This window comes from Methanobrevibacter curvatus (genome assembly GCF_001639295.1).
Classification (GTDB): Archaea; Methanobacteriota; Methanobacteria; order Methanobacteriales; family Methanobacteriaceae; genus Methanoflexus; species Methanoflexus curvatus.
Map to the genome: position 1 here is coordinate 1 of NZ_LWMV01000197.1, position 15664 is coordinate 15664.

At 27.0% G+C, this 15664-nt stretch carries 12 protein-coding genes; 9 read left to right on the top strand and 3 right to left on the bottom strand.

Going from position 1 to position 15664, the window contains the following annotated elements:
- Positions 1–484: 484 nt before the first annotated feature.
- The gene (locus tag MBCUR_RS07875; RefSeq protein ID WP_067092340.1) at positions 485–1759 is read right to left on the bottom strand and encodes a cation:proton antiporter; all 1275 of its coding nucleotides are present in this window, start codon (positions 1757–1759) and stop codon (positions 485–487) included.
- Positions 1760–2435: 676 nt separating this feature from the next.
- Here MBCUR_RS07875 and MBCUR_RS07880 point away from each other — a divergent pair.
- The 7 genes from MBCUR_RS07880 (at position 2436) to MBCUR_RS07910 (ending at position 10373) form a co-directional block, all read left to right on the top strand.
- On the top strand, positions 2436–3896 hold the full coding sequence (locus tag MBCUR_RS07880; RefSeq protein ID WP_067092321.1) for a methanogenesis marker 14 protein: 1461 nt from the start codon (positions 2436–2438) through the stop codon (positions 3894–3896).
- Positions 3897–4041: 145 nt separating this feature from the next.
- A complete protein-coding gene (locus tag MBCUR_RS07885; RefSeq protein ID WP_067092323.1) occupies positions 4042–4755 on the top strand; it encodes an NTP transferase domain-containing protein in 714 nt (237 codons plus the stop codon).
- Positions 4756–5182: 427 nt separating this feature from the next.
- Complete coding sequence (locus MBCUR_RS07890) at positions 5183–5452, top strand: PRC-barrel domain-containing protein (RefSeq protein ID WP_067092325.1); 270 nt, start codon at positions 5183–5185, stop codon at positions 5450–5452.
- An 872-nt stretch (positions 5453–6324) separates the two neighbouring features.
- On the top strand, positions 6325–6753 hold the full coding sequence (locus MBCUR_RS07895) for a hydrogenase iron-sulfur subunit (protein WP_067092327.1): 429 nt from the start codon (positions 6325–6327) through the stop codon (positions 6751–6753).
- 13 nt (positions 6754–6766) lie between these two features.
- Positions 6767–7693, top strand: coding sequence for an NADH-quinone oxidoreductase subunit B family protein (locus tag MBCUR_RS07900; RefSeq protein WP_067092329.1), 927 nt, complete (start codon positions 6767–6769; stop codon positions 7691–7693).
- Positions 7694–9121, top strand: coding sequence for a Ni/Fe hydrogenase subunit alpha (locus MBCUR_RS07905; RefSeq protein WP_067092331.1), 1428 nt, complete (start codon positions 7694–7696; stop codon positions 9119–9121).
- A 16-nt stretch (positions 9122–9137) separates the two neighbouring features.
- Positions 9138–10373, top strand: a complete 1236-nt coding sequence (locus MBCUR_RS07910) for a 4Fe-4S binding protein (protein WP_067092333.1) — start codon at positions 9138–9140, stop codon at positions 10371–10373.
- A 118-nt stretch (positions 10374–10491) separates the two neighbouring features.
- Here MBCUR_RS07910 and MBCUR_RS07915 read toward each other — a convergent pair whose 3' ends face one another.
- A complete protein-coding gene (locus MBCUR_RS07915; protein ID WP_067092334.1) occupies positions 10492–11937 on the bottom strand; it encodes a dihydroorotase in 1446 nt (481 codons plus the stop codon).
- Positions 11938–12033: 96 nt separating this feature from the next.
- On the opposite strand from MBCUR_RS07915, the gene MBCUR_RS07920 reads away from it, so the two are divergent.
- Together MBCUR_RS07920 and MBCUR_RS07925 are read left to right on the top strand one after the other, a co-directional pair.
- Positions 12034–13278 carry a nucleotidyltransferase family protein gene (locus MBCUR_RS07920; protein WP_084269636.1) on the top strand — a complete coding sequence of 415 codons (1245 nt, stop codon included), beginning with the start codon at positions 12034–12036 and terminating at the stop codon, positions 13276–13278.
- A 248-nt stretch (positions 13279–13526) separates the two neighbouring features.
- Positions 13527–14312 carry a peptidylprolyl isomerase gene (locus MBCUR_RS07925; RefSeq protein WP_067092336.1) on the top strand — a complete coding sequence of 262 codons (786 nt, stop codon included), beginning with the start codon at positions 13527–13529 and terminating at the stop codon, positions 14310–14312.
- A gap of 433 nt (positions 14313–14745) precedes the next feature.
- Here the strand turns inward: MBCUR_RS07925 and MBCUR_RS07930 are convergent, their stop codons facing one another.
- The gene (locus MBCUR_RS07930) at positions 14746–15435 is read right to left on the bottom strand and encodes a B-box zinc finger protein (protein ID WP_067092338.1); all 690 of its coding nucleotides are present in this window, start codon (positions 15433–15435) and stop codon (positions 14746–14748) included.
- Positions 15436–15664: the final 229 nt, after the last annotated feature.

Consider the following 15664-nt stretch of genomic DNA (forward strand, 5'->3'; position numbering starts at 1 on the left):
CTTGATTAATTTGTTCTTTTATTAAAACCATCTTAAAACACCAAAAAAAAATTTATAACTATAATTAAATATATATGGCTCTTTATATATAAATCTAACGATTTTAAGAGTTTTGTCCTTGTCTCATAAAAATATGCATGCAATAAATATAAGCTATTTCTTGAAATAATAACAAAATAATAAATAAAGTATAGATAAAAACTTAATTAAATAACTTATTCTTAAAAAAAGACTGTTTTATTATGTTATAGGTAGATTTTTAATATATATAGTATTTTTACTTAAGGAAAAAAAGAAATTTCAGTATTGTTTTTAAAAATTAAAAAATAGGTGATAACTTAAAATTCTATTATTGATTTTATTATTTTATATTACTTTATTTTTTATATCATTTACTACTTGTGGCTATTTGAGAAATAAAATTGATAAAAAAGAGAAAATAGAAAGAAGAAATAGGAAAAAATAGAAAATGAGTTTTAATCATTCACTTTCCTGATGCTTCTTCAGAATATTTAAGATATTCAGGATCCACATCAAGTAAACGGGTGCTGAAGAAGGATATAAATACAGCACCTAAAGGGGCAGTATATATTATTGAAATGGCTGTAATGGCTAAAATTAGCTGTCCTGTTGCAATTCCTGCCGTATTTCCTAATGCCATTGCCGTTGCAAGTGGAACAGCTCCAATTGTAGCTTGAACATTTGCTTTTGGTGTATAAGCAAGCATACAGAATAGCCTTTCTTTCATATTTAGATTTGAACCAGCTAAAGATATTTGAACTCCTAAATATCTAAATAAAACACCAATTGTTACTACAATGATCCCCATAACCACAAGAGGGATTTCGATAGGTCCTAATGCTACATTTTGTATTAGCAATGATAAATTTAACTGTGCACCTAACAACACAAAAATTAATATTTCTGCTGCTAGCCACAAGTGATTATATTTATTAGATAATTCAATAGCTACTTTAGGGGCACGGTCTAATAATAAGAATCCAATAACCATAACTCCTACTAGCCCAGCTATAGGTATTTTTCCTTGAAGAGCTTCACCAAGAGCATTTAAAAGAATTCCTGTTGCAAGTGTTATAAATAGCTTTTCTATATCTTTGAATTCCCATTTTTTAAACACATAAATTAATACAGCTGCACAAACGACCCCAAATAAAACACCTAACAACAATGCTATAGGTATGGATGCTATACTCCATGCAATGTTAATTTGACCCCCAGTCCACATTCCTAAAAATATTGAAAAGATTGTAATGGCTACTACATCGTCTGCTGATGAACCAGCCATTAGAATTTCAGGTATTCCTTTTTTTGTTCCTCTTCCTTTTTCAATTAATTTTATCATTCTTGGAACTAAAATAGCAGGAGAAACAGCAGCTAATATGAATCCTAACATTCCTCCTTCTATAACACTTATTCCAAGTAACACACTTCCTATAAATGCAATAGAAAGTCCTTCTAGAATGCCTGGAATGCAACTCATTTCTACAGCTACTCTTCCAACTTTTTTCATAGAGTCTTTACTTAAGCCCAATCCAGCTCTTAAAAGTAAAATAACCATGGCTAATGTAGCTATTTCTTGAGTATATCCTATAAATTCATGATTTAAAATATTAAATATATAAGGACCTATTAAGACCCCTATTAATAAAAATCCTAAAAAGGAGGGTATGTTTATTTTATCAAGGAATTTTGCACATAAAACCCCTAATAGTAATACAATTCCAATACTTAAAATCATTTCTTCCAAATTAATCCCTCTCAAACATTTAATATACTTTTAATTTTTAATGTTTTTCTTTTTTAATTAATAATTAGTTTTAAGATGCATTATTAATATTAATATTTTAGTTAATATTAATATTTTTATTTTAGTTAATATATTATATTTTTAATATATTATATTTTAGAAAAAATTTTAATTAATTTTAAAGTTTATTTAAGTTTTTTTTTTTTTTTTTTTTTTTTAATGATTTAAAAATATAAAATTAGTTACCGATTTCAAAAATGTAATTAAGATTAGATATAAATGATATATTATATTAACTTATATAATTTGTTAATATAACTTTTTTTTTAAATAATTTTTATTAAACATTCTATTATTTTAAAATAATTTACATTTTTAATATTATATTATTTATACTTATTTTATATTTAATTTTTTTATTTTTTCAAAGCTATTTTTTTAGGTGTTCAAAATTTATTTAAAAAAATTTATATGTTACAAATAAAAGAATTATGTTTAAAGATTTTTGATGCTGAATATTATTAAAAAATTGAATTTTTTTTTTATTATTTAGCTAATTATTTCATGATTTATTTTTCATTACTTCATTATTTATGATTTTATTTTTTTATTACTTTAGAATTTATTGTTCTAGGAGTTATATTTTATATTATTTTAGGGGATTGGCATGTCTTTTTTAGGAAATTTATTTGGTTCAAAGCCAATAATGGCAAAAAGTCAGTATAAAAACTTTACTGATGTCCAAACTACAGGTTTTACTTCAAAATCTGTAGGTGGGGGATATTCTATGAGACCAGATGTTTATTATATATCTGCATCGGTTGAATTAGGAAATACTACTACAAAATGTATTATAACTGCTACTAATCTTAATACAAGCATTAGTTATTTAATTAACAAAACTGTGAAGATGACTAGGGATATTCGACCTCCTAAAGAGGATGAAGAAGTTTTTGGTAAAACTGTTTGGGGAATTCCTCTTTCTAAAGAATCTGTGGCCGAAATGGTTAAAGAAACAGTTTTAGAATCTCTTAAAGAAGCAAAAATTGACATGAAAAAGGATTTAGATTTTGTTGTTAGATCTACAGGAGTAACAGCTGGTTTTAAAACTACTAAAGAAGTAGGACATTTAATTAAAGCTTTAGCTGATGGTTGTTTAGATGCAGGTATTCCTCCAAGTAAAATGGCTCCAGCTATGAGTGTTTCATCTTTACCTGAGAAAATTAGAGACTATTCTCTTTTGGATAATGTCATGTTTGATGGGGCAGTTGTTAGTGTTTTACCTCCTAAAGGAAAGGAGTCTGTTGCTAATGAAATGGAAGGAGAACTTGTAACAGCAGGAATTAAGCTTGGAGCTAAGTGGACTAAAGTTGATTATAGAAATCCATGTGTGTCTATTGATTTTGGTTCTACTTTAGCTGGTAGAATAGTAAATAACAAAGAACCTTATGCAAATACTATAGGAAATTTTTTAGGTCTTGCTGGTGTTATTTCTGATTCTTTAATTAGAGGTACTGGTAAAGTGGATAAAAATGGTGGTGCAGCTATTGATTTATACACTAAAGATGTTTTAAAAAAAGCTAATTGGAAAAAAGCTCAAGAAAATGCCCATAAAGTCCATGAATTAATTGATATTAGAAAGGTTCCAATGGATGTAGATAGATTTGGAACAGTTCCACTTGATCCAGTATCTGCAGAACAAGCAGGAACAACATTAATTGGTTGTGATGTAGGTGAAAATGCCAGCAGACTTCCTGATTTAATTTCCTTGGGTGAAGAAATTTATAATGCGGATGGAATAGCAACTCTTTTTGCTACAATAGATTATACAACTGTTTTTATAGTTAAAAGATTGTTAGAAGTTTCTTTTAATGAAAATATTATTGAAGAAGGCTCAATTTTAGGAATTACTGGCCGTGCAGGAATTACGGGTAGAAAACCTCAACTTATTTTAAAAGAAGTAAAAGATAAGTTTAAAGATTGTATTTTTGTTAGTGATGGATTAGCTCTGGGTACTTCTATAATGGCTAGATGTATGAACTCTATGGGAACTCCTAAAGCACCTATTGGTGGCAGACAAGGTGGACCATGTATACTAGCAAATAGAATGAAATTACAAAAACGTTAAAAACTTAATAATTTTTTTATTTTCTTTATTTTCTTTATTTTATTTTCTTTATTTTTTTTTTATTTTATAATTCTTTTTTTTTTTTTTATTGAAATAATGTTCATTTTTTTATTAAATATATTTTAAATTATTAATTTTTGATACAATGATTAAAGCTATTGTAATGGCTGGAGGAAAAGGAACACGGTTAAATTTAGATATTGAGAAACCATTAATTCCTCTTAATAAAAAACCACTGATTTGTCATGTGATTTCTAATTTATTCTCTTCAAAACACATTGATGAAATTGTTGTTGCCACAAGTGATAATACTTTAGAAACTCTAAAATTTTTAAATGAAAAATATGGAATTTCAGATTATTCAAAGAGTAATGATTTAAATATTCATACTTCAAATGATAATGGATTAATTAATATTAATCTAAATGATTCCACTAATTCAACTAATACAAAGATTAATAATAAAAATATTTACTATTTACACACTCTTGGAGAGGATTTTTTAGAAGATATCTCTTTTATTTTAAATTATTTTGAAAATATTTCTTCAAAAGATGTTCTTTTATTTATTAATGCTGATTTACCATTAATTTCTACTGAAATTGTTAATGAAGTTATAGAAGAGTATTTTAAATCAGATTTAATGGCACTTTCAACTTATTTGCCTTTAAATATATTTAATAAACTTAATATCACCCCATCATTTGTTTTTAATGATTTGGTTCCTATTGGATTAAATATATTATTATCTAAAAATATTATTCAAGATGAACACCTTTTAATTTTAGAAAAAGACGAGTTAGCCATTAATATTAATTATATTGAGGACTTAAAAATTGCTGAATCATATTTTAAATAGAATTATATTGTGCTTTATCTAAAACCTTAATATTTTTTATTTTTTTAAATTAATATTAATTTTTTTTTAAATATTTTTTAGTTATTTTTTTAATTTTTTTTAATTATTTTTTTAACACTATTTTTTAGTATTATGAGCATATTAAAATATAATATAATATCAATATAATATAATATTATAAAATGGAATAAATTTGTCAAATAATATTTAGATTTATAATAATATTTTTATATGATAAAGTTTAAATATTTAATTAATATAGGCAGTTTTATTGTTATTGATATAACATATTATGTTCGTTTATGAATGGATAATAATTAGTCATTTATGAATATAAACAAAACTTAGATTTAATTAGAAAGCTTAGATTTAATTATATATTATAAAGATAATTTATTTTTTATTTTAAAATTATTGGAGTGGTATTATGGATGATAAAAAAAATGTTCAGAATCCAGAAGAAAAGCTTTGGAGTTCATTACATGGCTATGATGTTGCTACAAGCGATGCACATTTTTTAGGAAAGGTAGTTGAATTAATCATAAATGAAAATAATGGTAAAATTGTAGATATTGTAGTTAATAGAGGTGATGGTCGTAATATCCCTCTTAAAGGTATCAAAGCTGATGGAAATTTATTACAAATTCCTTTTAGTAGAATTGAGAAAGTTGGAGAATTTATCATAGTTTCTGTATAGTTCTTATTTTTTATTTTTATTTTTTTATTCTTTTTTTTTACAAATTTTTTTTAGATTTTTCTACTTTCATATTAATTTTTTTATGCATTTTTTTTTGTATACACAACTACTTATAAAATTTTGTTTTGCCTAATTTTTTATCTTTTTTTTAAATTCTTTTAATTTTTTTAAGACTTATATCTTATTTATTTTTAAATTTAAATATTATTCGAAGATTTTTTTTATTATTAAGAATAATCATAGTTTATAATTTTGTTTAAATTTTTTATTTTTGAATTTATTTTAATTTAAACTATATTGAATCTTAATTTTTTATTTAATAGATTTTTAGAAGAAAAAAATCATAAAGTAATAAATATTTTCAAATATTTAATATTATATATAAAGTTTTCGACTTGATTTTCAAAGTAACCTTTATATTAATTATTTAACATAAAAATAATCAGTACATTGATGTTAGTTAAATTAGCATTTAAGTACATTAAATTATTAAAAATACTATGAAATATTTAGGTATAACTAAATTTAACCAATTTTTAGGCATAGCTAAATTTCCTTTGTTTTATTGTAAAATTTTCAATTTTAATATTGGATTTTATTAAACATTCGAAGGTTATTAATGATATGGGCATATTTAGTTTTTATATGGGTATGTTTAATATTAAATTTTCATTGAATAAAAAAAGTATTGGGTTTAAACTTTTAATATTCTTTAAATAATAAATTAATATCTTATAGATTAAATGGCTTATAGATCATGGCTTATATATTAAATAGCTTATAGTTAAATATTTATAATAAATTAAATACCTAAATAAGAATTTTTATACTTTTGTATTAAAATATTTTTAAATTAAAGGAGGAAATACTCCATGGCTAATGATGATGTAAAAATTGTAATGTTTTGTTGCAACTGGTGTTCCTATGGTGGAGCAGACACTGCAGGTACAGCAAGAATGCAATACCCACCTAATATTAGGGTTATAAGAGTAATGTGTTCTGGAAGAATCGAGCCTCAATTTATATTAAAGGCTTTTAGAGAAGGTGCAGATGGTGTTATCGTAGCTGGATGCCACCACGGTGATTGTCACTATGATGCTGGAAATTATAAACTTGACCGTAGAATGAGATTAATATACAAATTAGTTGAAGATATGGGTATTGGTAGAGAAAGAGTTTACCACGATTGGATTTCTGCATCTGAAGGTGAAAAATTCGCAACAACTGTTAAAATGATGGTTGATAAAATAAAAAGTTTAGGTAGTTCTCCTTTAAAAGAACAATTGGATGCTGAGGCTTAATTGGAGGAATTAAATGGCAGATAAAGCTCAAATAGGAACAATGTGGTTAGGTGGCTGCTCAGGATGTCACTTGTCAATTGCTGATTTTCATGAATCTTTATTAGATGTTTTAGACCTAGCAGAATTTAGATTTTCACCAGTTTTAATGGATACCAAATATGATGAAGTACCAGAATTAGATGTACTTATTGTAGAAGGTGGAATTAGAAACGATGAAAATAGAGAATTGGCAGAAATGCTAAGAGAAAAAGCAAAATTTATTATTAATTATGGTACTTGTGCTTGTTATGGCGGAGTCCCAGGTTTGGGTAATTTACACACAGTTGATGAATTAACAACTGAAGCTTACATAAACTCACCAAGTACTACAAACGAAGAAAAAGTCATTCCTAATGAAGGTGTACCTCATTTAGAAAGCAGAGTAAGGCCTCTTGGAGAGGTTATAGATGTGGACTTAAATGTTCCTGGTTGTCCTCCAAGATCAGATGTAGTTGCTGCTGCTGTTGTTGCATTATTAAAAGGTGAACCTGTAGAATTACCTACCACCAATCTTTGTGATGTTTGTCCTAGAGAAAAACCACCTGAAGGTTTATCTATGGATTTCATTAAAAGACAATTTGAAATTGGTAAACCTGAAGAAGACTTATGTTTAATATCTCAAGGTTTAGTTTGTTTAGGTCCTGCAACCATTTCACTTTGTGGTGCTGAATGTCCAAGCATTGGAATTCAATGCCGTGGATGCTATGGTCCTACTGCAAAGGTAGCTGATCAAGGTGCAAAAATGATTGCAGCTATTGCTTCAGATTACAAAGTCGGTGAAGATAAAACTATCGATCCAGAACAAGTGGCTGATCAATTAGATGATATTGTTGGTACTTTCTACACCTACACATTACCATCTGCATTGGTACCTGCTAAAATGCAAAAAGGAGGTAAATAAATGGTTAAACTTACAATGGAACCTGTAACTCGTATTGAGGGTCACGCTAAAATTACTGTTAACCTTGATGAACAAGGTAATGTCAAAGAAACTAGATTACATGTTATGGAATTTAGAGGATTTGAAAAATTCATGCAAGGACGTCCTGTGGAAGAAGCTCCAAGGATTGTTCCTAGAATTTGTGGTATTTGTGATGTACAACACCACTTAGCTGCTGCTAAAGCTGCAGACCAATGTTACGGATTTAAAGATGATGAAATTTTACCTGCTGCTTACAAAATGAGAGAATTAATGAACTGGGGTTCATATATGCACTCCCATGCTCTTCATTTCTACTTCTTAGCAGCACCGGATTTTGTTATTCCTGATGCAACAAGAACTAACAGGAATGTTTTCCAAGTTATTAAAGACATGCCTGAAGTAGCTTTACAAGCTATTGAAATGAGAAGAAATGGTTTAGATATTGTTAAAGCTGTTGGTGGAAGACCAATTCACCCAACTTCATCTACTCCTGGTGGTATCTCTACTGAATTAGATGCTGAAACTCAAAAAGATTTATTAGGTAAAGCACAAAAGAATGTTGAACTTGCTCAAGCAACTTTAGACTTAGCTATTCCTATTTTTGAAGAAAATATTGATTTAGCTTCAACTCTTGGTAACTTTGGTGATACAAGACACTGTGGTTTAACTAAAGATGGAGTTTGGGATGTTTACAATGGTGATGTAAGAATTAAAAGTAAAGATGGTTCAAAAATCGAATATGAATATAATAACCTTGAATACTTAGACATTGTTGCAGAACATGTTAAGCCATATTCCTGGTTAAAATTCCCTTACATTAAAGAATTAGGTTATCCTGATGGTATTTATAGGGTTGCTCCATTATCAAGAATTAATGTCTGTGATAAAATGCCTGATGCAGCACCTCTTGCTCAAGATAGATTAAATGACTTCAGAAATACCTTTGGTTATGCTCAAGCTCCTTTACTCTTCCACTGGGCTAGATTAATTGAATTGTTAGCTTCTGCTGAATGTGCAGCTAACCACTTAGAAGGCGATTTATCTGGTAAAAAATTCCCTGATGCAATCGAAAGAGTAGCTGGTGAAGGTGCTGGAATTGTTGAAGCGCCTCGTGGTACTTTAATCCACCACTACAAAACAGATGATGATGGATTAATGACCAATGTAAACATTGTTGTTGCAACTATTCAAAATAATCCTGCTATGGAAATGGGTATTCATCAAGTAGCTAAAGACTACATTAAACCTGGTGTAGAAGTAGACGATAAAATTTTCAACTTAATGGAAATGGTTATTAGAGCTTACGATCCATGTTTATCCTGTGCTACTCACTCAATGGACAGTCAAATGAAATTGGCTACAATTGAAGTGTATGACAGTCAAGGTTATTTAATAAATAAACTCTAAACGGAGTTGAAATAATATGATAGTAGTCAATCAAGAAGACTGCATCAAATGTGGAGCATGTGAAGGAACCTGTCCATCTACAGCTATTCAGTTACAAGGTCAAAAAATTGTAAACTGTGATATCTGTGGTGGAGAACCAAAATGTGTTGATATTTGTCCTAATAATGCTTTAAATGCTGAAGAACTTATTATTGATGAACATGGAGAACCTCAATTAAGAATTCTTTTCAATCCTGCAAAATGTGATCAATGTGGTGATTGTGTAGATATCTGTCCTCAAGGTACTCTTAAAATTGATGATGAGGAAAAACTTCCTTTACAAGGTTACTGTGTAATGTGTCAAAAATGTGTAAATGTCTGTCCTGTTGAGGTTATTGGAATTCCTGGAATTGTAGAACCTAAAAGCAGAGATTTAAACATTGAAGGTGCAACTTTTATTCAAGGTTGTGTTGGATGTTCAAGATGTGTTGAAGAATGTCCTGTTGATGCCATTAGCTTAGATAAAATCGGTGGCGAAATTAGCATTGATGAAGACACTTGTATTAAATGCGGGGTCTGCTCACAAACTTGTCCATGGGATGCTGTTTTTATTTCTGGTAAAAGACCAGATAAGCGTAGTAAAACCATTAATGAATTTGCTGTTGATGCTGATACCTGTATTGGATGTAAAGCTTGTGTTGATGCATGTCCTGGAAACTTCATTGCTGGAAAAGATGCTAATTTAACAGTAGAATTACCAAATAACTGTCCTGCATGTGGACTTTGCGAAAATGTCTGTCCTGTTAATGCAATTGAACTTGATATTACATTAGGTGATGCTAAACCTGTAAATGAAGAAGGTGTAGTCAATAATCCTGAAAAATGTGCTATGGATGGTTCATGTACTGCAGCATGTCCAACAGAAGCTATTAGAGTAGTAACAAATGATGGTATTAAATTGCCTGAAAACGTTGAAGCTGATGAAGACCCATCCTACAACATGTGTGTAAGATGTGGTGCTTGTGCAGCAATATGCCCTGAAGGTGCTTTAGCTCTTACTCCTATTGAAAAACTTCATAATGGAGAAATTGTTGTAAAAGATAGAATTCAATTTAATCCTTCAAAATGTAATCAATGTGGGGATTGTATTGATGCTTGTCCTTATGATATGCTGAAGCTAAAAGATGAAGGGGCTTTACCACTTGCTGGGTTCTGCACATTGTGTGAACAATGTATTCAACACTGTCCTAATCAAGCAATAGAGTTTAAATAATATTAGATGATTTTCATCTAATTTTTATTTCTTTTTTTTTTAAATATTTATTTTAGTTACTTTTTTTTTTATTTTGAACTTTATTGAACTTTTCTATTTTTACTTTGTTTTTAAATATTTAGTTGTATATCTCTCCATTTTCCATTATTAATTTCCCGTTAACAAATGTTTTAATGGCTTTTCCAACATATTTTTGATTTTCAAAGGGACTGTAATGGGCTTTTGTATAAAATTCATCTAAATTGAATTTTCCTTCTTTTTTTAAGTCAATTACAACAATATCCGCATCCTTTCCGACTCTAATTTCTCCCTTCTTATCTAATCCAAATCTTTTAGCAGAATTTTCACACATTACCTTTTGAATCAGGTTTAAATCAATTTTTCCCTTATTTACTTCAGTTAAAAGAAGAGATAAGCATGTTTCTAAATTTGGTATTCCCGGTGCAGAGTTCCAAACTCCTTTTTTCTTCTCTTCAAGTGTATGAGGGGCATGATCTGTTCCAATCATATTAATTTCTTTTAAATTATCAACAGTTAAGTTTTCACCAAGAGGTCTAAGAGGAGGGTTTGTTTTAGCTACTGTTTCGTATTTTTTAAATGTAAAATTATCTAAAAACAAATGATGAGGAGTAACTTCAGTTGAAATCAAAATTTCTCCACAATTGCAATTGTTTTTATTATTTTTATCCTTATTATCCTTATTAGTCTTATTATTAATATTATTAATATTATTTTTTTTTATTTTTTTATTTATTAAATTATTTTCTTCTTTAACAATTTTTAAAGCATTTAAAACACTTATATGGCAGATATGTAAATCAATTGAATATTTTTTTGCTAATTCTATAGCATATCTTACTGAAGCTATTTCTGAAGAGCTTGGACGAGCATAACTGTAATCTAAAGCAGTATTTCCTCTAATGCAAAACACTTGTTTCTGTTTTTTAGTACTTTCTTCAATAATAGATTTATTTTCGCAGTGGCTAGTTATAATAATTTTTTTATTTAATCCTTTATTTAACTCTTTATTTGATTCTTTATTTAATTCAGGCGAAGTTAATAAGTTATTTTTCACAATGGATATATTATTAAATATCTTATCTAGAATTTCGTCCTTTTCTAAATCCATAAATATTTTAAATGATGCAGGGTTTAATTTAGCTATTTTTTCAATCTCTTTAACTGTTGATTTTTTATTTACTCCTGCATGGAGTTTAAAATTCACAACACTTTTATTTTTAGCTATTTTTTCCTTTTCTTTGAAATCTTTTGCTGTATTTGTAGGTGGAAGGGTGTTTGGCATGTCTATTACTGTTGTAAATCCTCCATTGGCTGCAGCCATACTTCCTGTTTTAAAACTTTCCTTATAAGTTAATCCAGGGTCTCTAAAATGGACATGAGGGTCAATAAGTCCAGGTAAAACAATATTTCCATCAATATCTATTTCTTCATCACCATAAAGTTTTTCTTTAGAAATTTCAGCTATTTTTCCATCTAATAGCTTGATGTTATATTCTCCTTTCTTGTTGACTATTTTAGAATTTTTAAGTATTATTTCACTCATTATCATTACTTTTGTTTCTTATATAAAATAAATATTTTTGACAAATTATGTTTTTTTTTAAAAAAATAGTTATATTTTAAATTATAATTAAATAATATGGATATAAATTTTAATGAAAAGCTTAGTGAAAATTTTAATGAAAAGCGAAATAATACTAACAATTTAAATGATTTTGTAAAAAATTATTTAAAAAATGATAGAAAAACCTTTTTTAATGATTATGCTTTAAGCCAATCAAATGATCTATCTAAAAAAGATATTTTAAAACATGAAAATAATTTAGAGTTTATTAATCCTAGATTCATTTCAAATAATTATTTTAATCAAAGCAATAACTCTAAAAAGCAAAGACCAATAATAGCTGATTTTACAGAATACAATCCTCTACACAATGGTCATTATCACTGCATGAATGTTGCTAAAAATAAAGTTAAGGATGGGTTGTTTGTAGCTATTGTTCCAGGGCTTTTTGAGCGTAGTGGCCGTGGTATTCCATTTATATTGACTCGTTATGCTCGAGCTAAAATAGCTGTTTCACTTGGGGCAGATATTGTCCTTGAAGGACCTCCTATGGGGATAATGGGGTCTGGTCAATACTCTTTATGTTTATGTAAAATGTTTCAAGATATTAAAGCAGATTTTATTCCTCGTGGATATAGACCATTTGAAGAATATAATGAAATTCTTAATAGGATTAATATGGGGCATGGTGTTGCACCTAAACCTTATAAAATTGTGGATATGGACACAAAAGAAGTTTTATTAAATGGAAAATTAGAAGAAGATAATTATGTTATTGTTTCCTTTTCTAAATCATTTAAAAAAATAGGATTCGATTTTAAAGATAAATTTATCTTTGTTAAGCGTATTGAAGGAGTAAGTGGAACAAAAATTCGTGAAACAATCAATTCTTTAAATTTTAATGAACTTAAGGCTATGATGCCTATTGAATCTATTGAAATTTTAAAATCTGAGATGAATAATAATCGTGCTCCTTTAAATCAATATAGAGATGAAACCACTATTTTAAATAATCTCAATTCTTTAAATTTTTATGAATTATTGAGTTTAAATTTAATGAATCAAGTAATTACTGAAAAAATTATTGATTTTAGAGAAAATAAAGAATTTGAGTCTATTAATGAGCTTTTAGATATTTTACCTAATGGATTTTCATCACACTTTAAGGCAAGGATTTTAAGTATTTTAGAGGCAAATATTAATAAGGATGTAATACATAACTATATAGATAAATATCCTTTTATCATTAGAGTTCTTGATTATAAGAATGAAAGTATTTTAAAGGATTTTAAAGATAAATTAAATCTTAATTATCTTTAATTTTGTTTATTTAAATTTAAATTTAAAAATATTTATCTTAATATACTTATTTTTATTAAATTTAGAAATTTACTTTTATTGTATTATTGTATTAATATTTTGAATATTAATTTAATATATGTTAAATAATTAATTTTAAAAATAAATTTAATCTTAATGTGACATATAATTTTAATATAAATTTAATACTTAGTTTTAATACATAAATCTAATATGATGTTAACTACAAATGTGTTTGAAGTGTTATTATGGCAATAGAAAATGGCGATTTTGTTAAAATAGAATTTACTGGTAAAGTTGTAGAAACTGGAGATGTTTTTGATACAACTTCTGAAGAAATAGCTAAAGAAGCAGATATTTTTGACGATAAGAAATCTTATACTCCTCTTCCTATTATTCTTGGTGGAGGTCATTTATTGGAAGGTTTAGACAAAGCAATTATAGGTTTAAATGAAGGAGACAGCAAGGTCGTGACTTTAGCTCCTGAAGAGGCTTATGGTGATCGTGATCAAAAGTTAGTTCAATTGATGCCTGCTAAAGAATTTAAAAAGCAAGGTATGACTCCATATCCAGGTTTACAGTTCCAAGCTGAAGGACATACTGGTAAGATTTTAACTGTCAGTGGTGGAAGAGTAAAAGTAGATTTCAACAACCCCTTAGCGGGTAAAACTGTTGAATATAGTGTTGTAGTTAATAAAGTCTTAGATAATGATGAAGATAAAATTAAAAGTTTAATACAGCTTCACTATGCTTATCCTAACTTAGATGTTGAAAAAACAGCTTTGAATTTTGATGGTAAAACTGTAGCTATTACTTTAGATGATATTACAAGGTTCGATCAAAAATCTTACATGGATGTTACTTTCCAAAGGTTTAGAATAGCTAAAGACATTTATGAAAACTTAGATTATGATAATGTTCAATTTGTTGATGAATTTAAAAAACCTGAAGACAAACCAGAAGATAAACCAGAAGTCAAAACTGACGATGTAGCTGAAAACTTAGAAGAAACAATTGAAAATAGCGAAGAATAGTTTTTTAATCTTTTTTTTTTTTAAACATTTTTAGATGCTGTGCAATGATTATTTTTTGTAAAAACAGATATTTAATTAAAACATGTTAAAACATGTGTAAAGTATTAATACATGTTTTTATAAAAAATAAATATTTAAAAATAATTATAATTAGTAAATAGAGATTAATATTAATTAAAATAGAATTTTATTAAATATTCATATTTACTTTTATTTTTATAATAAAATAAAATTCATTATAACTTTATAAATTTAATTTTAACTTAATTAATTAAATTTAGAAAATTAGATTTTCGAATTGTTGCACAGCCATTTTACTTATTTTTTTTATTTTTTTTATTTTTCTCATTTTTATTTTTGATATTTTTTTATTAATTAAAATGTTTTAAGGATTTTGTGTTTTATTTTTCTTATTTTTATTTAAGTGATAAATTTAGAAAAATATTGATGGATTGCTTATTAACATTCGCATTGCTTCAAAGTATTCAGGATAAGTTCCTCTTAAAAATAGTAAGAAAATAACATATGAAATGACGAAAATAATTAACAATAATAAAATAACTGTTAAAAGTATACTTAATCCATTAATATTACTGTTTTCTTTTTTTGGTATTTTATGGAGTGAAATTGGTCTATAGTTTCCTTCACTATCACTACTTAAACTTAAGTTTTTATAAGGATTTTCATATTTTTCTGGGGCTGGTTCACTAACTAATAGGCCATGATTTTCTTCATATTGTTTTAACTGTTCTTCAAGTGGAACTTCATTATCATTAGTCTCGTTTTCATCATAATAAAGATTATCTAAATATTTTTCATATTTTTCTTCAATAGGGTTTGAAGCATTAGTACTTGTTTGTACAGGCTTGTTTCCATTAAATTCACCATATAATTCATTTTTATGTATTGATGGAGCTTTTTTAGTATTTAATGTATTTTCATTTGGGGGTATGGATTTATTTTTGTTTTGAGCTGTTGTTGTGCCAGCATTTATTAAACTACTTGCACAATTTTCACAGTATACAGTTTTTCCTATGCTAATTTTACAATCATCACAAAGAATCTTTCCACAAACTGAACATATATCAGTTCCCTCTTTATCTTGATGGTTTTCACATTTCATTATAAAACTCCAGCTATTTTAATAATTTATTTAAGCATTTATTAAGTTTAAGATTATTAATTATTATTAGTATTATTATTAAGCATATTAAATTTTAAGATTATTGATTTTAATAATTTATTTTGAAATATTTTTTTGTTGATTTATATAAAAATACAATGTATGGAACTTAAAAATTTAAAACAAAGCCACTAAATGGAATATTAAATTAAACTATAATATTATTTAG

Excerpts from the sequence above, each read along its gene's own strand:
- MBCUR_RS07895 (WP_067092327.1), top strand. The coding sequence starts at position 6,325 with ATGGCTAATGATGATGTAAAAATTGTAATGTTTTGTTGCAACTGGTGT.
- MBCUR_RS07885 (WP_067092323.1), top strand. The coding sequence starts at position 4,042 with ATGATTAAAGCTATTGTAATGGCTGGAGGAAAAGGAACACGGTTAAAT.
- MBCUR_RS07900 (WP_067092329.1), top strand. The coding sequence starts at position 6,767 with ATGGCAGATAAAGCTCAAATAGGAACAATGTGGTTAGGTGGCTGCTCA.
- MBCUR_RS07915 (WP_067092334.1), bottom strand. The coding sequence starts at position 11,937 with ATGAGTGAAATAATACTTAAAAATTCTAAAATAGTCAACAAGAAAGGA.
- MBCUR_RS07875 (WP_067092340.1), bottom strand. The coding sequence starts at position 1,759 with ATGATTTTAAGTATTGGAATTGTATTACTATTAGGGGTTTTATGTGCA.
- MBCUR_RS07880 (WP_067092321.1), top strand. The coding sequence starts at position 2,436 with ATGTCTTTTTTAGGAAATTTATTTGGTTCAAAGCCAATAATGGCAAAA.
- MBCUR_RS07905 (WP_067092331.1), top strand. The coding sequence starts at position 7,694 with ATGGTTAAACTTACAATGGAACCTGTAACTCGTATTGAGGGTCACGCT.
- MBCUR_RS07930 (WP_067092338.1), bottom strand. The coding sequence starts at position 15,435 with ATGAAATGTGAAAACCATCAAGATAAAGAGGGAACTGATATATGTTCA.
- MBCUR_RS07920 (WP_084269636.1), top strand. The coding sequence starts at position 12,034 with ATGGATATAAATTTTAATGAAAAGCTTAGTGAAAATTTTAATGAAAAG.
- MBCUR_RS07925 (WP_067092336.1), top strand. The coding sequence starts at position 13,527 with ATGGCAATAGAAAATGGCGATTTTGTTAAAATAGAATTTACTGGTAAA.
- MBCUR_RS07890 (WP_067092325.1), top strand. The coding sequence starts at position 5,183 with ATGGATGATAAAAAAAATGTTCAGAATCCAGAAGAAAAGCTTTGGAGT.
- MBCUR_RS07910 (WP_067092333.1), top strand. The coding sequence starts at position 9,138 with ATGATAGTAGTCAATCAAGAAGACTGCATCAAATGTGGAGCATGTGAA.